Origin of the sequence: Reichenbachiella sp. 5M10 (genome assembly GCF_002742335.1) — a bacterium.
GTDB lineage: Bacteria > Bacteroidota > Bacteroidia > Cytophagales > Cyclobacteriaceae > Reichenbachiella.
In genome coordinates this window covers 2,275,906-2,298,362 of sequence record NZ_MDGR01000007.1, presented here as the reverse complement: position 1 = coordinate 2,298,362, position 22,457 = coordinate 2,275,906, and the positions used below count along the sequence as shown (strand labels likewise).

The 22,457-nt window shown below is 43.5% G+C and carries 21 protein-coding genes; 15 read left to right on the top strand and 6 right to left on the bottom strand.

Features of this window, described 5'->3' with window-relative positions; translation table 11 throughout:
* Nucleotides 1-198 precede the first annotated feature (198 nt).
* The 3 genes from BFP72_RS09285 to BFP72_RS09275 all read left to right on the top strand — a co-directional run bounded on the left by BFP72_RS09285 (nt 199) and on the right by BFP72_RS09275 (nt 9,015).
* Nucleotides 199-4,386, top strand: coding sequence for a S8 family serine peptidase (locus tag BFP72_RS09285; protein ID WP_255397274.1), 4,188 nt, complete (start codon nt 199-201; stop codon nt 4,384-4,386).
* Nucleotides 4,387-4,733: 347 nt separating this feature from the next.
* Nucleotides 4,734-7,214, top strand: a complete 2,481-nt coding sequence (locus BFP72_RS09280; RefSeq protein WP_099598873.1) for a PIG-L family deacetylase — start codon at nt 4,734-4,736, stop codon at nt 7,212-7,214.
* A 124-nt stretch (nt 7,215-7,338) separates the two neighbouring features.
* Nucleotides 7,339-9,015, top strand: a complete 1,677-nt coding sequence (locus tag BFP72_RS09275; protein WP_099598872.1) for a sodium:solute symporter — start codon at nt 7,339-7,341, stop codon at nt 9,013-9,015.
* Between the two features lie 87 nt (nt 9,016-9,102).
* Here BFP72_RS09275 and BFP72_RS09270 read toward each other — a convergent pair whose 3' ends face one another.
* Nucleotides 9,103-9,531 (bottom strand): DUF1573 domain-containing protein, encoded by a 429-nt coding sequence (locus BFP72_RS09270; RefSeq protein ID WP_099598871.1) that lies wholly within the window; start codon nt 9,529-9,531, stop codon nt 9,103-9,105.
* 39 nt (nt 9,532-9,570) lie between these two features.
* Nucleotides 9,571-10,902: an ATP-dependent RecD-like DNA helicase gene (locus tag BFP72_RS09265; RefSeq protein ID WP_099598870.1), complete on the bottom strand. Its 1,332-nt coding sequence runs from the start codon at nt 10,900-10,902 to the stop codon at nt 9,571-9,573.
* Between the two features lie 112 nt (nt 10,903-11,014).
* Between BFP72_RS09265 and BFP72_RS09260 the strand changes: the two genes are divergently transcribed.
* From BFP72_RS09260 to coaD, 4 genes are all read left to right on the top strand, one after another.
* Entirely contained in the window at nt 11,015-11,500 is a 486-nt protein-coding gene (locus BFP72_RS09260) for an NUDIX domain-containing protein (protein WP_099598869.1), read from the top strand.
* 74 nt (nt 11,501-11,574) lie between these two features.
* Nucleotides 11,575-12,165, top strand: coding sequence for a hypothetical protein (locus BFP72_RS09255; RefSeq protein ID WP_099598868.1), 591 nt, complete (start codon nt 11,575-11,577; stop codon nt 12,163-12,165).
* A 6-nt stretch (nt 12,166-12,171) separates the two neighbouring features.
* Complete coding sequence (locus BFP72_RS09250) at nt 12,172-13,062, top strand: DUF3822 family protein (protein ID WP_099598867.1); 891 nt, start codon at nt 12,172-12,174, stop codon at nt 13,060-13,062.
* Between the two features lie 10 nt (nt 13,063-13,072).
* Nucleotides 13,073-13,531: a pantetheine-phosphate adenylyltransferase gene (gene coaD / locus BFP72_RS09245; RefSeq protein WP_099598866.1), complete on the top strand. Its 459-nt coding sequence runs from the start codon at nt 13,073-13,075 to the stop codon at nt 13,529-13,531.
* A gap of 11 nt (nt 13,532-13,542) precedes the next feature.
* On the opposite strand, the gene BFP72_RS09240 is transcribed toward coaD, so the two are convergent.
* Nucleotides 13,543-14,220, bottom strand: coding sequence for an NUDIX hydrolase (locus tag BFP72_RS09240; protein ID WP_099598865.1), 678 nt, complete (start codon nt 14,218-14,220; stop codon nt 13,543-13,545).
* Nucleotides 14,221-14,305: 85 nt separating this feature from the next.
* Between BFP72_RS09240 and pyrE the strand changes: the two genes are divergently transcribed.
* Complete coding sequence (gene pyrE, locus BFP72_RS09235) at nt 14,306-14,956, top strand: orotate phosphoribosyltransferase (RefSeq protein ID WP_099598864.1); 651 nt, start codon at nt 14,306-14,308, stop codon at nt 14,954-14,956.
* On the opposite strand, the gene BFP72_RS09230 is transcribed toward pyrE, so the two are convergent.
* The 3 genes from BFP72_RS09230 to BFP72_RS09220 are packed head-to-tail and all read right to left on the bottom strand — an operon-like array spanning nt 14,953 to nt 17,574.
* Nucleotides 14,953-15,717, bottom strand: coding sequence for a TIGR02757 family protein (locus BFP72_RS09230; RefSeq protein ID WP_099598863.1), 765 nt, complete (start codon nt 15,715-15,717; stop codon nt 14,953-14,955). The genes pyrE and BFP72_RS09230 overlap by 4 nt on opposite strands.
* A complete protein-coding gene (locus BFP72_RS09225; RefSeq protein ID WP_099598862.1) occupies nt 15,714-16,814 on the bottom strand; it encodes a LysM peptidoglycan-binding domain-containing protein in 1,101 nt (366 codons plus the stop codon). The genes BFP72_RS09230 and BFP72_RS09225 overlap by 4 nt, the downstream gene beginning before the upstream one ends.
* Nucleotides 16,798-17,574 carry a hypothetical protein gene (locus BFP72_RS09220; RefSeq protein WP_099598861.1) on the bottom strand — a complete coding sequence of 259 codons (777 nt, stop codon included), beginning with the start codon at nt 17,572-17,574 and terminating at the stop codon, nt 16,798-16,800. Before BFP72_RS09220 ends, BFP72_RS09225 begins: the two co-directional genes overlap by 17 nt.
* A gap of 89 nt (nt 17,575-17,663) precedes the next feature.
* Here BFP72_RS09220 and BFP72_RS09215 point away from each other — a divergent pair, with 89 nt between their 5' ends.
* The 7 genes from BFP72_RS09215 to BFP72_RS09185 all read left to right on the top strand — a co-directional run bounded on the left by BFP72_RS09215 (nt 17,664) and on the right by BFP72_RS09185 (nt 22,427).
* The gene (locus tag BFP72_RS09215) at nt 17,664-19,013 is read left to right on the top strand and encodes a nodulation protein NfeD (protein ID WP_255397184.1); all 1,350 of its coding nucleotides are present in this window, start codon (nt 17,664-17,666) and stop codon (nt 19,011-19,013) included.
* The gene (locus BFP72_RS09210; RefSeq protein WP_099598860.1) at nt 19,010-19,468 is read left to right on the top strand and encodes a nuclear transport factor 2 family protein; all 459 of its coding nucleotides are present in this window, start codon (nt 19,010-19,012) and stop codon (nt 19,466-19,468) included. Before BFP72_RS09215 ends, BFP72_RS09210 begins: the two co-directional genes overlap by 4 nt.
* Nucleotides 19,465-19,644 (top strand): hypothetical protein, encoded by a 180-nt coding sequence (locus tag BFP72_RS09205; RefSeq protein WP_099598859.1) that lies wholly within the window; start codon nt 19,465-19,467, stop codon nt 19,642-19,644. Before BFP72_RS09210 ends, BFP72_RS09205 begins: the two co-directional genes overlap by 4 nt.
* A gap of 65 nt (nt 19,645-19,709) precedes the next feature.
* Complete coding sequence (locus tag BFP72_RS09200; protein WP_099598858.1) at nt 19,710-20,258, top strand: hypothetical protein; 549 nt, start codon at nt 19,710-19,712, stop codon at nt 20,256-20,258.
* 1 nt (nt 20,259) lies between these two features.
* On the top strand, nt 20,260-21,009 hold the full coding sequence (locus BFP72_RS09195; RefSeq protein WP_099598857.1) for an LVIVD repeat-containing protein: 750 nt from the start codon (nt 20,260-20,262) through the stop codon (nt 21,007-21,009).
* A 3-nt stretch (nt 21,010-21,012) separates the two neighbouring features.
* Complete coding sequence (locus tag BFP72_RS09190) at nt 21,013-21,765, top strand: hypothetical protein (protein ID WP_099598856.1); 753 nt, start codon at nt 21,013-21,015, stop codon at nt 21,763-21,765.
* A complete protein-coding gene (locus BFP72_RS09185; RefSeq protein WP_099598855.1) occupies nt 21,765-22,427 on the top strand; it encodes an HAD family phosphatase in 663 nt (220 codons plus the stop codon). The genes BFP72_RS09190 and BFP72_RS09185 overlap by 1 nt, the downstream gene beginning before the upstream one ends.
* Nucleotides 22,428-22,457: the final 30 nt, after the last annotated feature.

Genomic DNA, 22,457 nt, shown 5'->3' with positions numbered 1-22,457 from the left:
CTATTGGCTTGCGCCGTATTCTTTTCCAAAAGCAAAGATAGAAAATCAGGACATATTGTCAGTTTATAATCTCATTATCTTAAGGAAATAATCCACCCTTTGGTCTTGGTGTAGCGAATGATGAATAAGGGAGGGAGTAGGGCAAAGAATTATGTCGTAATTTTGTGATCGAAATGAAGAGAGATAGTTGACTTGAAAGTGTATAGACTGATCGGTGTAGTGTTGCTTTGGGGCTGCATGTTGGACTTGTTGGGGCAGCAGAAGGTGGTATATGTCAAAATCAAGGAAGCGGCTGTAGCACAGGGGCGTATACGGAATATTCTCAGCATGGATCAGCTCAATAATCACGAGATGGTGCATTCGCTTGTTTCGCTACAGGTTCAATCCAAGATTGTGACACAAGCTAGGGTCACTTCGACCCCCAAGAGTAAATACCTAGACGGCATCTATCGGTTGAGCGTTTCACAAGATGGAGCTGAAGAGTTTGTCCAAGAGTTGCAGTCCTATAGCAACGTCGTGGCTGTAGAATTGGAACCGCAGTTTGAGGTACTTCTTGTTCCCAATGATGAATGGATAGCCAATCAAGATTATTTACAATTGATAGAGGCGTACGAGGCTTGGGATATCACGCGAGGAGACGAAGAGATAATCATCGGGGTGAGTGATACCGGCTTTGATTTTGAGCATGAGGATATGGTAGACCGAGCTTATGTCAATTCTTTTGACCCTATCAATGGTGTGGATGATGACGGTAATGGTTACATTGATGATAATCGTGGGTGGGACTTTGGAGATGAGGATAATGATGCGAGTTATGCCAGTAATGAATCTGTGTCTCACGGTGCGCATGTAGCGGGGATAGTTTCTGCTACGCCCAACAATAGCATAGGAATCGCAGGAGTGTCCTATAGTAGTCCATATTTGCCAATCAAAGTCGCTCAATCCTCGAATGGTGAGTTTCACAATGCGTACGAATCAATCATCTATGCTGCTGATATGGGATGTGCGGTGATCAATCTGTCATGGGGGGGAGTTTTTGGGTATTCTGAGATTGCTCAGTCCGTGATCAATTATGCCGTGTTGGAAAGAAATATGGCCGTAGTAGCTGCTGCGGGCAATACGGATGCAGAATTGGATTTTTATCCTGCGAGCTATGACCATGTGTTGTCAGTAGGTAAGAGCAACGCAAAAGATGAAAAAGCGAGCAATGCAACGTGGAGTTACCAAATTGACCTCATGGCTCCTGGTCAGGCTGTCCTGTCGACCAATATCAAAGATGGCTACCTCTCGGAGAGCGGGTCGTCTTTCTCTGCTCCGCAAGTGGCGTCTACGGTGGCTCTGGTTAAAAGTGTTTTTCCTGAATTGAATGCTATTGAGTTGATGGAGCGTGTCCGGATGACTGCTGATGATATCTACGCTGTTGGGAGTAATTCGCAGTATTGGGGGCAGTTAGGCAAGGGAAGACTCAATGTTTTACGTGCCGTCTCGGAGGTTCAAGTCGCTTCGATTCGTAGCTTTGGTATGCAGTACCATTCGAAATTTGACGGGAGCATATTTGCTGGAGATACGGTGGATGTTTCTCTTGGTTTTGTGAATGTACTGAGAGAGGTGTCTGGCGCAGGTGTAGAGATTGTGAGTGAGTCTCCTTATGCTGAGGTCGTCAATCCTGAACTGGTTTTGGGAAGTATGTACAGTTTTGATTCTATCAATGATGTAAGTGTAAAGGTGTGGGTGTCTCCGGATGCCCCTGCAGATACACGTTTGAGCTTTCGGATGAACTACTTCGATGCGGCAGGGTACGAAGACTTCGAGTACTTTCATTTGTACACGGCCCCTCCTTATGTGACGATTGATAATGGGCAAATTAGCCAAACGATTGGCGCTAATGCTAATTTGGGGTATAGTGAGGACGTGTTTCAAGGTGGGCATGGGTTGAATCATAATGGGGTCAGAGTGGCGTATGAAATGGGTATTGCGATAGGCAATGCGAGAGATACACTGTCCAATAACATCACCAATAGCTGGGTCTCTCATACTCGGGATCAAGATTTTGAATCTATCGAGAATATACGGCCTTATGAAAGTACGGAGGTGGATCGCTATGCCAGAGGATCCTTTGTGGATACAGGGGCTGAGACTGTTCAGGGCTTACGGATCGAACAAGAGTTTATGCTATGGACAGATGAGCAACAGGATGGTTATATGATACAGGAATACCGTGTGACCAATACCTTGGATAAGATGAGACCAGGTATGTCTATGGGGTTATATGTTGATTTTGGTGTTGGGGCTGTGGAGGATAATTTTTCCGAATGGAATGAGGAGAAGAAATTAGGCTATTGCTATAGCTTGGTAGATGGAACGCTAATGACTGGCGTGGCTTTGTTGACAGGACAACCGTCTGTGTTTCGAGCGATAGATCTATACGATAGTGAGGGGGAGGCGCTGGATATCACCGAAGGATTTAGCGATAGCTTGAAGTATGCTTATATGATAAATCCCAAATGGACTGCTGGAGGAACCAATGGAAACGATGTGGCACAGCTATTGACAGCTCAAATGGGAGATTTGGCTCCATATTCATCGCAGAAGGTTGCGTTTGTGACGGTGTTTGGGTACTCATTGGATGAATTGATGGCGAATGTTGAAAAGGCTCAAGTTCAATATGATGCTTTTTTGGAGCAGCCACAGGTCAGTTGGATTGAACAAACATGTACAGGAGTGCCTGTTTCTTTGGAAAATGAAAAGGTATTACACATCTATAGTGACTCTAATGGGATGGACTTGGTGAACTCGGGAGTAGGGTTGATGTTGACTGGTTTGGATCGAGATTCTATGTTTTACTATACGGTTCAGGAGACAGGGTATACCAGTGACCTGTATGCGATGCAGGTAGAGGTGGCGGATCCAAAGGTTCAGTTTAGGAGTGAGCCACAGGAATTTTACTTGGGAGATACGGAGCAAAACAAGGTCCAGTTTGTGGATGAGACTTTGTCTGCAAGTTCATGGTCGTGGGATTTTGGCAATGGCTTTTACTCGGCTGCCAAGAACCCTTTTACTCCTTTTAATACGGTTGGAGAGTATGCGGTGAATTTATCTATTGTCACGTCTCAAGGTTGTGCGGCATCTGGGGCTCGTGTCTTCAAGGTAGGAGAACGGGGAGAGATGCCAAATGTAAAGGATCAGATGGTGTGTGCTGGACAATCTGCGAGAATCACTGCTTCCAATTCTGAAAGTTTGCGGGTGTATGCTCATGAGAATGATGAAGTACCCGTGGGAGAAGGGAGTGAATGGAGTACGCCCATGTTGGATGAAACGACAGTATATTACGTGAGTTCGATCGAGACGACCAACGAAAGTGTGAGGGTGCCGGTCACGATAGTTGTAGATCCTGTTCAGGCTGCTTTTGAGTACTCTCCTGACACGACCGATTGGTCTGGTAGTGAGATGATCCACTTGCAGGACGTGAGTACTGGAGCCGAGTTTTATCAATGGCAAATAGATGGGGAGGATTGGGGCCAACAGTCAGTACTGGTGATTGATGTGTCTACGAAGAATCAGATGGAAGTTGTACTGGAAGCAAAGAGTAGTACTGGGTGTACATCAGTAGTGAGTCAGCGAGTGGAGTTTGCTACTAGTACTCAGCCAGGGATCAACCAGAATACCCGGCGTACGGTCTGCAAAGGTACAAGGGTGTTTTCTCAGCCCTTGCACGGTGAGTATTTTGTATTCTACAGTGATGCGTCTCTCACGCATATTGTTGCAAAAGGGTCTGAGGCATGGCTTGGCCCAATCGAATCTGATACCTCTTTCTTCATTACCAATGTCAGCGATTATCATGAGAGCAACGCAGTAGAGCTGGAGTTGAAGCGTGTGGTTTTTGATCCAGTATGGTCTGTCATGCCAGAGGTCATGGTGTTGGAGCAGCAGTCTACTGCGATTTTTAAGGTTAGTTCAGAGACTAAAGTTGTATCATATCGGTGGTCGATAGATGATGCCGTGGTGGGAGTTTCAGATCAGTTGGTGTATACGTTTTTTGAGGAAGGAGAATATCTGGTGGCTGTGAGCGTATCGAGTGAGTTAGGTTGTGTGGATACATTGAGGAGACAGTATCAAGTAAAGACTCATGATGTCTTGGGACTGGTAGACGGTAAAGGCTTTGTGATTTACCCTAATCCAGCCAGTGATTGGCTCTACTTGGATGCACAGTTGGGAGATGTGAATTGTTTTGAATTGTTTGATGTCTTTGGGAAAAAGTGGGATGTGAGTATGAACAAGGACGGCAAACAATGGGTCGTGGATGTGCGTACTTTTCGTCCCGGCTTGTATGTTTATCAATTTCAGATAAAAGGCCAGGAGTACAGGGGGCTACTGTCTATCAATTAGATAACCGTCAAGAATAGAATTTTAACAATATAGAATGTTAAAATCTTTGGAAGTAGATTTTTTTCCTCTTACCTTACCGTTGTATTCAATTCAAAGGTGTTCAAAATGAGTTGTTTTGGACTGTTCTTGGTGAAAGTATTTAAGAAGAATTGAGGTTGAAAAAAGAATTTTCGGCACTAAGCCAAAATAAAGATATTTAAAACTAGGTTAGGTTAAAGTAGGTCAACTACGCCCTGATTCCAGAGGTGGAATCAGGGTTTTTTTTGTCCAATCCAAACTCATTCCTTTTTTCGTCGTTAATTTAGCTTTCGTTTGTAGCAGACTAAAATTGCAGAACATAATTTTCTATGAAATTGACATTACGAATTGCCGCCTCTCTCTTTGTTTTTTTACCCTTATTGTCTTACTCTCAACAACCCAAACAACCTAATTCGGGAGAATTACTGCATGACCTGCAGGAATTGAATGTATTAGGCTCAGTTTTGTACGTGGCTGCCCATCCAGATGATGAGAACACGCGTTTGATCACCTATCTCGCTAACGAAAAACATTACCATACAGCATACTTGTCCGCCACTCGAGGAGATGGAGGGCAAAACTTGATCGGACCAGAGATTAGAGAAGCTTTAGGAGTGATAAGAACTCAAGAACTATTGGCTGCTAGGCGTACGGATGGTGGTCAGCAGTATTTTAGTCGGGCCAATGACTTTGGTTATTCCAAAAATCCAGAAGAAACATTTACAATATGGAATAGAGATGAGGTACTCTCTGATTTTGTGCGAGTGTATCGCAAACATAAACCCGATGTAGTGGTGACCCGTTTTCCCGAGGATGGACGTGGGGGGCATGGACATCATACGGCCTCTGCAATTTTGGCCAGAGAGGCTTTCAATCTGGCAGCTGATCCTACAGCGTATCCTGAGTCTGCAGAGATGTATGGTGTATGGCAGCCCAAAAGGCTATTGTTCAATACGCACCCTCATTTTTTCAAAGGGAAGGATGGTGAATTTCACCCAGAAGGACTGTTGTCATTTGATGTGGGAGGCTACAACTCCTTGCTAGGTGAGTCCTACACGGAGATTGCAGCGCATAGCCGTAGCATGCACAAGAGCCAAGGGTTTGGTACAGTAGGAACCAGAGGTACGTCTATGGAGTATTTTATTCCAGTGACTGGAGAAGAGGCCAAAGAGGATCTTTTTGATGGTATAGAGGTGACTTGGGCTAGAGTGGAAGGCGGAGATAAAGTGGGGTATCATATTGATAATGCACTGATGGATTTTGACCCGGCTCATCCCGAATTGATTATTTCTGATCTGGTATCGGCGTACAATGCCTTGCAAAATATAGAAGATAAATACTGGCGTCAAGTCAAAGAGAAACAAATCCAGGATTTGATCAAAGCCTGTGCAGGGTTGTATATGGAGGTCAAAGCCAATGAAAATACCTACGCTCCGGGTGACGAGTTGGAGCTAAGTATTGAAGTGATCAACCGGTCTGATGCTGCACTTGTTTTGACTGCTATTGACATTGAAGGGATTCAATCCTTTCGTGTCGATCAGAAGTTGCACTACAACCGTCCGATCCATATGGACAAGCACTACGACCTAAAAGATAACGTAGACTATTCACAACCATATTGGTTGAAAAAGAAGGGCACATTGGGGATGTATCGAGTCGACGATCCTGCGCTGATTGGCAGTCCCGAAAATGAGCCCGCCTTGAGTGCTGTATTTACCGTCCAAATAGGGGGAACCTATTTGGATTACAAGATCCCTGTCGTGTACAAAATCAGTGACCCTGTAGAAGGAGAAGTGTACAAGCCCGTGGTGATTGCACCACCTGTTTTTGCGAATATCGAAGGTCAAGTGATTGTGTTTTCGGAAGGAAAGGAAAAGGAAGTGAATGTCAAAGTAACAGCTGGAGACGATAAGACAAAAGGGCAATTGAGATTGAATGTGCCAGAGGGCTGGAGTGCTAAGCCCAAAGTACACAAGTTCAGTATGGATGCCAAAGGACAAGAACAGGTATTTGCATTTACATTGACGCCTCCTAGTATGCAATCTGAAGGGTATGTCAAGGCAGAGGTGTCGGTAGGTTCAGAGCAATACAGCTATGCGATCGAAAAGATAGAATATGAGCACATTCCTACACAAACCCTGTTGCCTGAAGCTGCAGCGAAGGTGGTGCACATTGATTTGAAACGTAAGGGGGATAACCTTGGGTACATAGCAGGGGCAGGGGATGATGTGCCGGCGAGTTTAGAACAAATTGGGTACCAGGTAGACATGCTTGACGATGAACAAATCACCTTGGATAATATGAGTCAATATGATGCAGTTATTCTAGGTATTCGAGCTTTTAATACACGGGACAAGTTGAAGTTTCAAAACAAGGTATTGATGCAGTATGTCAAAGAAGGAGGGACGGTCATCGTGCAGTACAATACCTCACATCGTCTTGTGACAGAGGATGTCGCTCCCTATGACTTGCAGCTATCTCGAGATCGTGTGTCAGTAGAGGGGGCAGAGGTTCGTTTGTTACAGCCAGAGCACCCTGTGCTCAATACACCCAACAAGATTAGTTCTGATGATTTTGACAACTGGGTACAAGAGCGAGGGTTGTACTTTCCGAACAAATGGAGTGGAAAGTTTGAAGCCATCTTGTCTTCCAATGACCCAGGGGAGCCCGCCAGAGACGGTGGTTTGTTGGTGGCTAAGTATGGGGAAGGGTACTATGTGTACACGGGCTACTCTTGGTTTAGAGAGTTGCCTGCAGGCGTGCCAGGAGCCTATCGTATCTTTGCCAATATGATCTCATTGGGTAAGTAATCGTCATGCAAGAAATAGAAGAAAAACCGCCATTTTTCAAACGATGGAGCCAGATGTATTGGTTCGTTCTTTCGACTCTTTTGGGAGTTATCGCGTTGTTGTACTGGTTTAGTCAAGCATTTATATGAGTGGATTGGATTTGTTGGTGTTGTTTGGGACACTGGGACTTATCGTGGGGTATGGTGTGTACAAGACCCTTGGTACGAATAGTATGCAGGATTATCTCCTTGCAGGAAATAGTATGAAATGGGGTACGATTGGTCTTTCGGTGATGGCAACTCAAGCGAGCGCGATTACTTTTATTTCTACTCCTGGGCAAGCGTATGAGAGTGGTATGGCCTTCGTGCAAAACTACTTTGGACTACCGATCGCCTTGGTGATCGTTGCTTTTGTTTTTATACCTATCTATTATAGACTTAAAGTGTACACGGCATATGAGTACTTGGAGTCGCGTTTTGACAAGAAGACTCGGTTATTGGGAGCTTTTTTGTTTTTGATCCAACGAGGATTAGCTGCAGGGATTACCATTTATGCTCCAGCGATTATTTTATCGACCATACTCGGATGGGACTTGGTGTATACGGTTTTGTTGGTGGGGCTTTTGGTCATTATCTACACGGTGAGTGGAGGGACCAAGGCCGTGAGTATTACCCAAAAGCAGCAAATGGGGGTAATCCTCTTCGGTATGGTGGTTGCCTTTGGCTTTATCGTATATTACCTGAGCCCTTTTGTTAGTTTTACAGAGGCTCTGCATGTTGCTGGGAATTTGGATAAACTCAATGCTGTGGATTTTTCTTTTGATATAGAAAAAAGATACACTGTTTGGTCTGGTGTTTTGGGTGGTTTGTTTTTGGCTTTGTCGTACTTTGGGACAGATCAGTCACAAGTACAACGCTACCTTGGGGGGAAAAATACTGCTGAAAGCAAGATGGGGTTGATGTTCAATGCGGTGATGAAGATTCCTATGCAGTTCTTTATTCTGCTTACCGGAGCAATGCTTTATGTGTTTTACATTTTTTACCCATCTCCCGTGCATTTCAACGAACGGTCCGTAGAAGAACTGCATGTCGTGGCTCCCGAACAAACGGATCAATTGCTTTCCAAGCATGAAGCACTTCATATCAAAAGAAGAGAAGCAGTTTTGTCCTTTGTGCAGACGGATATGGAGACCCCACAAGGTCAGATCGGGATAGAAGAGATGAAAGAATCGACAGAAGCACTTGAACAAAATCGTCAAGACATGCGCGAGTTGATCTCAGCACATGATGCTTCCATGAAAACCAAGGATTCAGATTATGTGTTTTTGACTTTTATTCTCAATTATTTACCCGAAGGGCTGATCGGTTTGCTGATTGCAGTGATTTTTTCGGCAGCTATGTCATCGACCTCTGGTGAGCTCAATGCGTTGGCTTCTACGACGACTGTAGATTTTTATAAAAACATTGTCAATCCCAAAGCAACTGACCGACAATACGTCCGTGTCTCCAAATTGTTGACTGCCTTGTGGGGGTGTCTAGCGATTGGGTTTGCTTTCATGGCCCATCAATCCGAAAACTTGATTGAAATGGTCAATATTTTGGGTTCTCTGTTTTATGGCAATATTTTGGGGATATTTCTTGTAGCGTTCTTTGTGAAATTTGTCAAAGGAACCGCGGTGTTTTGGGCGGCTATTGCTTCACAGTTGCTGATTTTGGCTTTGTTTCAGTTTACTGAGATTGGGTATCTCTGGTTCAATCTAATCGGTTGTGCTGGGGTGATTGGCGTTTCGGTGTTGATTCAGTTGTTTAGGAAAGGAGAATAGGTTTAGACGTGATAGAGCAACAAAAAAGCGGTCCAAAACATTGGTTTTGGACCGCTTTTTTGTTGAGGACGTGTCCCGTCTTCTTGTTTATGAATCTTCTTCTGTACTAGTTTCAGCAGGTTTTGGTAGGATGTTGGTGACGATCTTGACACGTTCTGGATTATTGGTGGCATTGCTAGTGATTGTGATTACTTTGTTTTGATGGCCAATCTTTCCTGTACTGTTGAATGTCACATCGATCTTGCTAGATGCTCCAGGTGCGATAGGTTCTCTTGGCCAGCTGGATGCAGTGCAACCACAAGTGGTTTGGACATTGGAGAGGATGAGTGGGGTGTCTCCATCGTTGGTGAATTCAAACGTGTAGTTGACTCGGTCACCTTGTGTGATGTCACCAAAATCGTATACGGATGTAGCGAATTTGATGTGTGGTCCAGGAGCAATGATCTCAGCCCCTTCTTGTGCCAATGCAGAGAGTGTGCTCACAAAGAGTGAAAGGATTATCAGTGTCTTTTTCATATCTAGTTTTTGTTATAATGATCGTTTTCTAGCGATTGTTTAAAAGAATTTGGCGTTAAAATTAACGAGAAATAATTCGTTTTTTGCCCTAGTCATTGCAGTATATGCCCACCGTATGAAATCGCGTTGTTCAAAATCCTCTCCCAAATAGCCCTGGTCTACAAAAACCGCATCCCATTGTCCGCCTTGAGACTTGTGACAAGTCAGCGCATAAGCATATTTGACTTGTAGCGCATTGAGATATTTGTCTTCTTTGACGGCTTCCTTTTGTTTTTTCTTGGGTAGATCAGCATAGTCCGCTAGGACGCTGGTGTACAAGGCTTGGTTTTGTTCGCGCGTCAAAGCTGGGCTATAGCTATGCAAGCCGTCTAAAATTATTTTCACTTCAAAGGGTTTGACATCAGGGTAGTCTACCAGCTGGACCTCTAGGTCTGCAAAGCGCAAACCGTGTAGCTCTTCATCTCTTTTGATTTTGAGTATTTCGATGAAGTCTCCGTTGGCGAGGAATCCCGAGGGAATATCCTCTTGTCCAAAGGTGTAGTTGTTGCGAGCGATCATGAGGAGGTCGCCCGCATCGAGTTCGTCTTCCTTGTAGAGGAGGCTGTTTCTGATGTAGTGGTTGTACATCACTGCATTTTTGTTGGACCGACAGATGACAAGCGTGTTTTCTATTCCATATTTGTCATGCGCATAGCGAAGGCCGTCTTCGAGTTTTTCGGAGGTCATCCGGTAGATGTCCTGATGATCCTTGGTATGGAAGTGAAACCGCAACTCTTTGGTATTGAGTGCATCCCTTAGAGCCGTGGCATTGACTAGGATGCCGCTATCCGCTGCTTGACGTGTGATTTGCGTCAGTGTAGTGCCATATACATGGAGCTTGTATACTTCTTGGAGATAGCTGCGGTCCAGTGCCAAGCTCGACGTTTGATTGACAGGAGGGAGTTGTGCCGTATCTCCGATCAGTATCAGTTTGTTGTTTTGGTTTTCGAAGACATATTCGATGAGGTCGTTGAGCAGACTCTTGCTTTTGAACTCCGCTTCCGAACCGATCATAGAAGCCTCATCTACGATGAAAATGGTGTGGCTCTGATAGTTTTTGGTTCTGCTAAATACAGGTCCAAGATCATCTTTGTCATTTTTGGTTTTGTATATTCTTTTGTGAATCGTAAAGGCTGTTCGTTTAGCGTATTGGCTGATGACTTTGGCGGCTCGGCCCGTAGGTGCGAGTAGGACGAATTTGTAATTAAAGAGAGGCAGAATTTTGACCAGAGTACCAACGATGGTTGTTTTTCCTGTGCCGGCATATCCTTGCAAGACGAAGGTGGTCTTAGGGTCATTGGAGGCAATGAATCGATCAAACTCCGCAAACATTTGAAGCTGGCTTGGTGTAGGCTCGTGTTCAAATTTATTTTTTAATATTTCTGAGGGTAGTGGCAAACCGATTTGTTTAATTTGGAATTACAATAATAGGTATCCCAATACTATGACCTCTGAAGAAATTGCAAGTATTTTTGGCAACAAAGTCCGCGTACGCGTGATGGGGTTGTGGGTGCATGACCACAAAGTATTGCTACTCAATCATAGTGGACTCAATACTGAGAACGAACTATGGTTGCCACCAGGTGGAGGTGTAGAGTTTGGAGAAGGATTGTCGGAGGCCTTATCGAGAGAGTTTCGCGAAGAGCTACGGGTTGAAGTGACAGTGGGGGATTTTTTATTTCTTCACGAGTTTCGATCAGAGGCATTGCATGCGATCGAGCTTTTCTTCGAAATCAAGGCGGTAAGTGGTGAATTTGTCCTAGGTATAGATCCAGAATCGGGTGACAATCAAAGCCTTCAGGAGTATGCGTTTCTGAGTATAGATGACATCCAAAAGAAGGGGGAGGAGTGCTTTCACCCGGTCCTGAGAAATCTTCAAAATATGAATGAATTGTTAGGCTATCGGGGTTTTTTTATATTTGGGAAATAATGTCTAAAATAGCATTTGCTTAGAAGCAGAATTACTCTAAAAATATTTATACTTGCAAAAAATTGAATCGCAGAATGGAGAAAACTAAAATCATATCAGTTGCCTTTTTGGTAATATCCTTAGGCCTAGCGTACTACCTAGGAGATAGTATCTATAAGTCAATTGATGAGTCTAACCGTATCGAAAGAGGGGAGAAGGCTATCATAGAAAAATTGACAATGATCAGAGAAGCTCAGATCGCATACCAAGCAGTCAATGGACAATACACCAGTGATTGGGCGAAATTGAAAAGCTTTGTCGACTCTGGACAGTTTTATATCGTAAACAAAATCGAGCATATCATCACCTTGGATTATGGTGCAGATAGTGTCTATGTAGAGATCGATACGATCGGTACTGTAATGGTAAAAGATTCTGTTTTCTCTAAGAAAAAATTCCCTAAGTTTGACTTGGCTACATTGGACAAAGTGCCAGGTAGTGAAACAGCGACATTTGACATGTGGGCTGACGAAATTGACAAAGGTGGGGTGAAGGTAGATGTAGTAGAAGTCAAAAGTACTGCGCCTATCAACCCTGCAAGGAAAGAAGACAACGAGGCCCGTACCAAGAAGCCTTTAAGATTCGGTTCAAGAACAAATATCACAACAGCAGGAAACTGGGAGTAAGAAACTTTGGAGACAGCAAGATCCACTTCATATAAACTAATTCATAGAGTAAAGGACAGTAGATTCGATGTAGATAAACTACACGACTACTGTCTTTTATTGCAAATTGGTATTCGTGACATTCAAATTTGTGTGACCGATAGCAAGGACGATTCGTGCTTGCTCGTCGAGGACTATATGCTGCTCGATATCAAGACGGTTAATGCTCGTTTGCAAGCGTTGATGAGTCTGTTTGAAAATCATCACCTGTTGAAGGCTGGGTTTTGGGATTCGATCAAGTTGTCCTTGAAGAGTCATAAGTTCTCTTTGGTGCCTAGTGCACATTTTATTCCCGACTCTATAGGCGAGTATTTGAAATTGAACTGTGTGGTCAATCCAAATGTAGAAGGCGAGTATTTCTACCAACATAAAGCAACAAATGTGGTCAATGCCTTTGCATCGGACAAGCGTTTGGTAAACTGGGTTCAGTCGTTGTATCCCAACAAGAAAGTGACTGTGTTGCATCAGGGGAGTGCCTTGATCGAAGCTGTACTTAGACAGAGACCTCAGTCAGAAGGTAAACAAGTCTACTGTATTCTTGATCGAAATGTCCTGCACGTGTTTGTCGCACAAAATGGACAGTTGCATTATTACAATCAGTTTTCGATCAAATCGAGCCAAGAACTATTGAAATATGTCATGCTCGTATTCAAGGAGTTTGGTTTGGATCAGCGTACTCAGTCTGTTGTGTTTTGGGGAAGTTTGTCTGAGAAGGGGGAATCCTTGGTTTTGCTGCGTAAGTATATTCGAAATGTGACTTTGGGTAACAAACCTTCGTTCTTGAAGTTCAATTATATGTTTGATGAGATCCCGGATCATCATCACATCGATTTGTTTAGCATGCACCTTTGCGACTAATGTCACGGTCATGGCTGACAAAAGAATAGCACTTTTCCCAGGGTCATTTGATCCGTTTACCAAGGGCCACCAAGACATTGTGTTGCGTGCAAATTCCTTGTTTGATGAAGTGATTGTAGCTGTAGGACACAACTCTAAAAAGCAGCGGTATTTTGAGATTGACCTCATGATTGACAAGATCAATGAGACCTTTGCTGATCATCCTAAAATCAGGGTGATTACCTACAACGAACTGACAGCTTCTCTAGCAAAAAAGTATAAAGCAGGGTATTTATTGAGAGGGTTGAGGAATACAACGGATTTTGAGTACGAAAATAGCATTGCACAGGTCAATCGCTACCTCAACGAATCCTTGGAGACCGTGTTTTTGATCACTTCTCCTGAATTTGCACACATTAGCTCTACAATCATTCGTGAAGTACATAAGTACGATGGAGATGTTTCCCCATTTGTGCCGTACGAAATCTAAGGGGCCTTTTTCTAGGCTTCAATACTCATCAATTCGCGGTATTTTTTGACCACTTGTCCGATCGTTTTATAGGAGTGGTACATTGCAATGTCGAGTTCTTCTTGATTCATCCAAACGACTTCCTGAATGTTTTCTTCCTTTTGGGGTTTGATTTTGGAATCGTCGAGACATTCCATACGGTACCAATGTGTTTTCTTGATTACGTATTTGTGGTTCATGAGGTAGGTGTGCCATGTTGCGCCAATTTTCTCGATGATTTGTACCTTGGCACCTGTTTCTTCTTCGACCTCACGCTCAGCTGCATTTTTTCGTTTTTCGTTTTTTTCCAACTTGCCTTTGGGAATGTCCCAAAGGCCGTGTCTGAGTATCATCATGACTTTGTCATCTTTCTCTACCAGGCCACCTGCTGCTTCTACGAGGTTGAAGTGGGAGATGAGGTATTCTTCTGCTTTGAGCTTGTTTTTGACCACAATTTCCACACTTTTTATTTTATGATGCTTCTTATTGGTCATGATTTTGAGAAGCTTATCTATGGCGCTGTGCGTCTTATTTTTGATCAAAACATGCCCCTTTAACTTGGCGAGAGGGATCATACCTTCTGCGTCTATCAGTTGAAGATCATACTCTTTCTCCTCTTTACGTCTTGAGTCTCTTATCCTTACCGGAATATCGTTGATATAAATCTTCATATGTATAGATAGTAGAAGCACAATTATAGAAAAGTCTAGAGAATATAATTATCAGATTAGGTTAAAATATTGCTAATTTCGCAGCATGAGTAACCAAGGATCAAACCCCGCTCTTCGATCAAGAATCGCGTCGGAGCTTTTGAAAATCAAAGCCATCAAATTGAGTCCCAATGACCCGTTCAAGTGGAGCTCAGGGTGGAACTCACCTATCTACTGTGACAACCGCATGACGTTGTCTTATCCTGACCTGCGTACCATGATCAAAAATGCCTTCGTTCAGGATATCAAATTGAGATATCCAGAGGTAGAGATGATAGCTGGTGTAGCTACAGCTGGTATTCCTCAGGGAGCAATCATTGCCGAAGCGATGAATTTGCCCTTCATTTATGTGCGTGACAAGGCCAAGTCACATGGGATGACCAATCGTATCGAGGGACAGGTGAGAGAAGGTAAGAATGTCGTGGTGATTGAGGACTTGATCTCTACAGGCGGTAGTTCTATTCGTGCTATAGAGGCCCTGAGAGAGGCTAAGATGAAGGTGATGGGACTAGCTGCGATCTTTACATACGGCTTTCCAGATGCAGATACCAATTTGTCTGCTGCGGAGGTAGACTATTTTACTTTGTCAGGGTACGATGTTTTGTTAGATATTGCGATCCAAGAGAACTATGTCGATGCGCAAGCATTAGAGTCTCTGAAGGCTTGGAGATTGGACCCTTCGACTTGGAAAGTCTAAAATTTCTCCATTACACCTAAGCCAAATAGGGCAAAGTCGTATTTTACCGGATCAGTGGGGTCCATTTTGCGGAGTTGGTCAGTTAGCTCTTCGGCGGCCTTCCAATCACTTTGTGTACGTTTGAGTAGCAATAGTTTGTGTGCGGTACGTTGTACGTGAATATCGAGAGGACAGATGAGCTCTGAGGGGGAGAGTGTGTGCCATAATCCAAAATCTACACCTTGTTGGTCTTTTCGTACCATCCATCTGAGGTACATGTTGAGGCGTTTGCAAGCTGATTTTCGGGCTGGTGTAGAGATATGTTTTTTGGTTCGATCTGGTGCATAGTCCAAACTGAAAAATTGCTCATGGAAATGTTCTAAACCAGCCTTGATTCCAGATAGGTGCGGGTGTACAAACGCTGACTCCAATGATTCATGCTGACTGTAATGTTGTCGTAAAAACGCGATGAAATACAAGGTGTCTGTGGGATTGAAGGTACGATGCTTGAATTGCAAGAAAGGTTTGAGGTCCTTTGTAGTATGATGGATGATGAAGTCGTATGGAGCATGATCCATCATAGCGAGTAGTTCATTGCATTTTTTGATGATGGTTTTTCTCAAGCCCCAAGCAAGAGTCGCTGCAAAAAGCCCAGCAATCTCTATATCCTGTGACTTACTGTAGGTATGAGGGATAGATATGGGGTCATCTGCGATGAAGTCTGGACAATTGTAGTGTGAGACTTTTTCGTCCAGAAAGTCTTTCAGTTCGTCACGGATCATATTTTCGTATAGGATGCTATGACTGGGACTTTGAAATCCAAAGCGCCTAACCCTTTGAATGCGGCGTTGGAAATGCGCATCATGACGTTTTTGTTTAGTCCTGTGTTTTGTAGAGTGCCTACGACACGAACTTCTACTATTCGACCATTCATTTGATTTTTGACTCTGATGACAGTACCCAAAGGAGCACTTTTGTGTAGGGCGAGAAATTTGCTTGTGTGGTCGGTGTCTTCGATTTCCATGATGAAACCCTCTTCTTGAATTTCAGTTTCTCCATAGCTATTGACGGTGGACTTGGTTTTGATAGGCGCATTGTCCGTTTCTACAAATATGGTATCAAGAGCAGGGTTCTTTTTGGGAGGAGAGGGCAGTGCTACGTTGATGGGTGATTTGATAGTGTCCTTCCTCCATGCAGGAGCATCCTTGGCAATGATGAGCTTTTGGCCAATGTCTAGATTGTAGGTAGCCAAGTGGTTCCATTCTACCAAATCATCTAGTGAGAGGTTGTAAGTTTTCGAGATGCGAAACAAGGTTTCGGAAGGTTGTACCACATGGTAGAGTGCCGTGTCTACTGGTTCTGCCGATGTAGTCATTGTCGGTTGGGGACGGGTAATAGGCTGGGTGATCAATCGGATAGTGTCACCAATCCCAATATTGTTGGAAGAGAGTTGATTGTACTCTCGTAGCGAGTCCACAGGGGTGCCATAGAGGCGTGAGAGAGCAAATAAAGTTTCTCCTGGCTGCACGATGTGAATCTTCTCTTGAGCTTCGACTGAGGGGGTAGCACTTGGAGGCAATGATGTAGCTTGCTGTTCTTTGTCGTTTTTATTTTTTTCAGAATAAGGAATGAATAACTCTGCATACATCTTGAGACCTTCATCTTTGATCGTGGGATTATATTTCTCTAGTTGTGAGATTTTCACATTGTAGCGTTTGGAGATAGCATAGAGAGTCTCTTTGGGCTCCACGCGATGAACGATGAATCGCTTGCCTTTGATTTTCTCGATGCGCAAACTATCAAGAGGACTCGCTAAGACCAAGGAGGTCATGAGTGAGAGAATCATTACAAAGAGCAGTGATTTATAATTCGATGACATTCAGTATGTGTTTATCTGTGACGAAAATAAGTTGGTTGTGCGTAAGGAAGAAGGTGTCTTTTCCAATCCCCTTTAGTCCACCCGCTAACAAAAATCTATCCAATGCTTCCCCTTTCTGGTTCATGATGAGGAGATAATTCAATAATTTTTTGTTTTCGATGACGTAGTAGGATAGTACTAGGGTGTCTTTGTGTTTTAGGTACTCACAGGATTTGACTGGTGTATGGTCGTTTTTGACGAGTAGTTTCTCAAACCAATCAAAATATTGGGATTGGTCTGAGTAGGCTACTGGGAATTGTACGTGTGATGTTTCGTAGGGTGATGCGGGTAGGGTTTTATCAGTCGATCGTCCTGTAGTCAGGTCGATGAAGACCGTTTTACCTTGGAAATGGGGGTGAGGAGTCTCGATCCAGCCTGCACCGTGTGTTAGTATTTGCGAGTCTATCTGGACAAATGTAGGTTCAGGGTTGTTCCATTCGAACTTGAAGATTTCTACGGAGTTGGGGTTGTTTTGATCCGAAAATCGTTGCGTCAAAATGTAGTCCTCGGAAAAGGAGTGTAAGACGATGTTTTTATATTCTGAAGCGACGTGCAGTTCTTTGGTGATGGCTTTTTGGTGCAAATCAATCCAGTAGAAAACAGGAAGGTCGTCTGCTAGAAATTCAACGACAAGGTGCTGGCCCGATTCGTCAGGCAATAGGTACAAAATGGGGCCAGAAAGAGCGAGTTCGAGATGTGAAAGCGGAGTGGTCTTCGACAAAATTTGCTATAGCTTAAATTAAATGGACAAATTAGAGCATTATTCGATAGTATTGCTATCGTATTTTCAAATTTATGACAACAATTCGGATGAAGACAATGAGATGCTTTTTTTTCGTTATTGCCAGTTTGTTGGCAGGAGTTTCGTTGGGATATGCTGAGGGAGACAGTACGCTGGTGTTTCGAATGAAATTGGACGCTGAGATCGATCCGCGGGCAAACCGATATACCCAATTGGCATTGGAAAAGGCCCACGAGATCGAGGCAGATTATGTGGTCATCGAGATGGATACTTATGGCGGTGCACTCAATGATGCCGATGACATCCGTACGCTGGTGCTTGAGTACGAGCAGCCCATCTATGTCTACATCAATAAAGATGCTGCTTCGGCAGGAGCATTGATTTCTATCGCTTGTGACAGTATCTATATGGCTGCAGGAGCTTCGATTGGAGCAGCGACCGTCGTGACACAGGATGGCGCGGCTGCCCCAGATAAGTACCAATCCTACATGCGGTCCATCATGCGATCTACTGCGGAGGCCACGGGACGCAACCCACAGATCGCTGAAGCGATGGTGGATGAAACGATTGAGGTTGACGGGGTCTCCTCTACGGGTAAAGTGATTACTTTTTCAACTACAGAAGCAATCAAATACGGTTTTTGTGAAGCGCAAGTGAGTGGGGTAGACCAAATCATGGCGCGATCGGGAGTCGAAAAGTATGAGGTATACGATTTCGAGCTGAGTATTTCAGATCGTGTGATCGCGATCTTTATCAATCCTTTTGTGAGCGGCATTTTGATTTTAGTGATTTTGGGAGGAATATATTTTGAATTGCAAACGCCAGGAGTAGGTTTTCCAATATTGGCAGCATTGGTTGCGTTGGTATTATATTTTGTGCCCTACTACCTCAATGGGTTGGCCGAGTACTGGGAACTGTCTCTGTTTTTTATAGGAGTCATCTTGATTGCACTGGAGATATTTGTGATACCAGGGTTTGGTGTGGCAGGGATCTCTGGAATCTTATTGACTACTGGGTCCTTGGTTTTGGTAATGCTCAACAACGACCTGTTTGACTTTTCTTTTGTCCCAGCGGAGAAAGTCGCCACAGCTGCTTTGACGACTTTCTTGGGGTTGATTGGAGGATTTATAGTGATGTTTGTCGGAGGCGTACGCTTGACGCAATCCAAGGTGTTTCAGCGGGTAGCTTTGCCCGACGTGATGAAAGCTTCTGCTGGGTATACTTCCAATTTTAAGAAAGAGTCTTTCATTGGACGACAAGGCGTTAGTTACACGATATTGAGACCTAGTGGCAAAGTCATGATTGATGGAGATATCCACGATGCTTTTAGTAGAGGGGAATATATAGAGAAGGGCTCACCGGTAGAGGTTATTGGCGAAGAAGGTAATTCATTGAAAGTAAAAGAGGTGAAAGAATGAGATATGGCGTAATGTTTTTGTTGATGTGGGTGTCATCCATGGCTTTTGGACAAGAAAAAGAACTTGGTGAGCTCCTTGATGTGTGGCATGATGCCGCGGCACAAGCGGACCTAGAGGCATATATGGAGTTGATTGCCGAGGATGGATATTATTTAGGAACAGATGCTGCCGAAGTATGGACCAAGGCTGAATTTTTGGCGTTTTGTAAACCTTATTTTGAGAAAAAGGAAACCTGGGCCTTTGATCCTGTACGTAGACAGGTGTTTTTGTCAGAAGACAAGAAAATGGCATGGTTTGAAGAAGTACTTGATACTTGGATGGGGCCATGTCGTGGTTCGGGCGTTTTTTTCTATACCGACGAGGGCTGGAAACTCAAACAGTACAATTTGGCCGTTTTGCTATCCAATGACCATATAGGTAGTTATTTGCAACTAATCAAAGAACGAGGAAAATGAATATAGTGAAGGTATTGACGGTGTTGTATTGGGTATTGTTTGCCGTGACCATCTGGACGTTTTATGTGAGCTTGCGGTCAGAAACTCTTGAACTAGAATATGCCCTGATTGCTTTGGGGACGTGGGTGGCGGCTTTTGGCGTGAAGTGGTATATCAAACGTATCAAAAACCACTAGAGCTAGCGATAGTTACTTATAGAAGTTATTGCTATCTTTAATTTATTAAATCAACCTATTGCCTTATGCGCACAACCCTGTTTAAATTGATCCTGTTGTTTGGTCTGGGATTCTTGTTGAATTCTTGCTACTATGATGAAGTTCCTGAGTTTGATCAAGGAGAAATTGAAGGCTATAAGCCTATCTATGGTGAAGAGCAGCTTCAGATCGAAATCACTGATCCGGTAGATTTCGAGAACCCTCGCAATATTTATAAGTATCAACACTTTATTTTTATCTCTGAGTTAGGGGATGGTTTTCATATTTTGGATAATACAGACCCTACTAGCCCTAAGAATATTGGTTTCTTCAATATTCCGATGAATCAAAACATCGCAGCGAAGGGCAATGTGGTTTATGCTGATTCAGGACAAGATCTTTTGGCATTGTCCATCAATGCAGAGGAGAGTATTGAAGTCAGGCGCATAGAAGGTGTGTTTGGAGGGGATGATCAAATAGATTTGACTATTTTTCCACCTGAGCCAGGGTATTATTTTGATTGTGTCGAAGATGAGAAGGGGATAGTTATTGGCTGGGAAAAGAGCGTATTGTCCAATCCTAAATGTTACTATTGATATGAAAAACCAACTTAAGAATATTGTGAGTATACTTCTTTTGGGAATACTCATTTCATGTAACGAAGGAGATGCGGACTTTAGTTTTGATCAACAAGCGGTCTCTACGAGCGGGTCTATCGCTAAGTTTTATATTGATCAGACACACTTGTATGTGATTGAGAAATCTTCTCTCTCGGTTTTTGATGTGACGGATTTTGAAAATGTAAAGCGCGAGGTGAAGTTGGACGTGGACAGAGAAGTTGAGACCATCTATCGGTTAGGAGATGTGCTTTACTTGGGCACGACCACAGCAGTCTTGTTTTATGATGTCAGTAACCCTATTGACCCAAAATATTTGTCTTCGTATGAGCATTTTACGGGATGTGATCCTGTAGTATCAGATGGTAAGTATGCCTACACTACGCTTCGTACGAGTGCGGGTTGTGGTGGAGGCAATGATGTACTGGATGTTGTTGATTTGACCGATGTGATGGCTCCTACTTTGGTTCAGTCTGTCAATGTTTCGTCTCCATATGGCTTGGTGTTATTCGATGATTATTTGTTTGTGGGACAAGGAAACAACGGTATGCGTGTGTTCAATGTAGCGGATGTCAACTCTATACAGTCTATTGGAGCTTATGGAGATATCAAAGCCATTGATTTTATCCGGGATGAGGACAACTTGATCATCACTACTGAGACAGGATTGGTGCAAGTCAAGGTGCAAACGGATGGGAGTTTTATCATATTGAGCCAAATTAACTACTAAGTTATGAAAACCAACTATACTCGTAGAGTAGCCCTGTCATTAGCTTTGGTCTGTGTCACTTCTCAGTGGATAATCGCACAACAGGATACAACAAATGTCCATACGGTCATTCAAAGTAAAAGAAGTGTTGCTGGAGGGGTGGCTGTCAATTTGTTTTCTCTCCTGGGTAACTATAGTACTTTTATGCTGTCTGGGCAAGTACGTATCAATGAACAATGGAGTATGGAAGTAGGAGCGGGTCCCGTGCTGGATTCAGAAGTTTGGGCTAGGAACAATTTTTTTAATGATGGATTGTTTGGTGTCTTGTTTGTCCCCTCTGCACTTTTTTATGAAGAGCCAGAATTAGAGCAGAAACAGGGCTATGCAGTCTCTGGAGAGACAAAGTACTATTTCTTGTCAGGAAATCATCAACCTTTCTTAGGTGTGGGGTATTCTTATTTGAATTCGAAATATGATTATAGCTATATTTTACGTATTGAAGAGGGAGGTTCTCGTTATTACAAGAATGTAGATCAAGAATATCAAGCCATTGTACATACAGTGTATTTCATGTTAGGCTATCGATTGACCTTTGCAGAGGACAAGCTGTTTATAGAGGCAGGGGTTAATTTCAGGCGTAAGTTCAAGGATATTTCACCAAACATAGAAGCACAATCAGGGATGGTGGTCTCTGGAACAGGGCTTCATGATAATTTCGATAATTATCCGTTGCCCATTTCCTTTGATTTGAAGATCGGAGTAATGATCTTTCGTTGATGAATCCATTGTTTTCTGGGGAGTGTGAAGCCATTTTGTTTGATATGGATGGGGTGATTATTGATAGCGAACCCATCTGCAGAGAGGTGGTAGATGAGATGCTTCATGAGCGAGGAGTCGCTATTACTGCCGACATACACAATACATATGTAGGACAAAAAACTTCAGTCATGTGGAAGGATTTTATTCTGCGGTTTGCGTGGCAGGAGGATTATCGGTCGTTGACTGAGGAGTCCGATCATCGGTACCTGACCTATATCGAAGAGCGCAGTTTGGCACCGATTGCTGGTATTCTTGATCTCCTAGAGCATTTCCAAAGCCTACACAAAAAAATGATCGTAGCTTCTTCTGCTACAGGGTATAATATTCGTTTGGTTTTAGATAAATTTGGCATCTCAAAATACTTCACCGGGTATGTGAGTAGTGATGAGGTAAAACAGGCAAAACCCAATCCTGATATATTCTTGTTGGCAGCAGAAAGACTTGGCTTGAAAGCTCACCAGTGCGTGGTGATTGAGGATTCTCACAATGGAATTCTAGCTGCGCAAGCTGCGGGTATGCAGTCTATTGGTTATCAGAATGTCAATTCTGGGAAGCAAGACTTGAGTCAGGCCACTGTAGTAGTCAACGCACTGTACGAAATCAAAGATATCGTTTGCTAGGAGAACGATAATTTTCAAACTTAAAATACA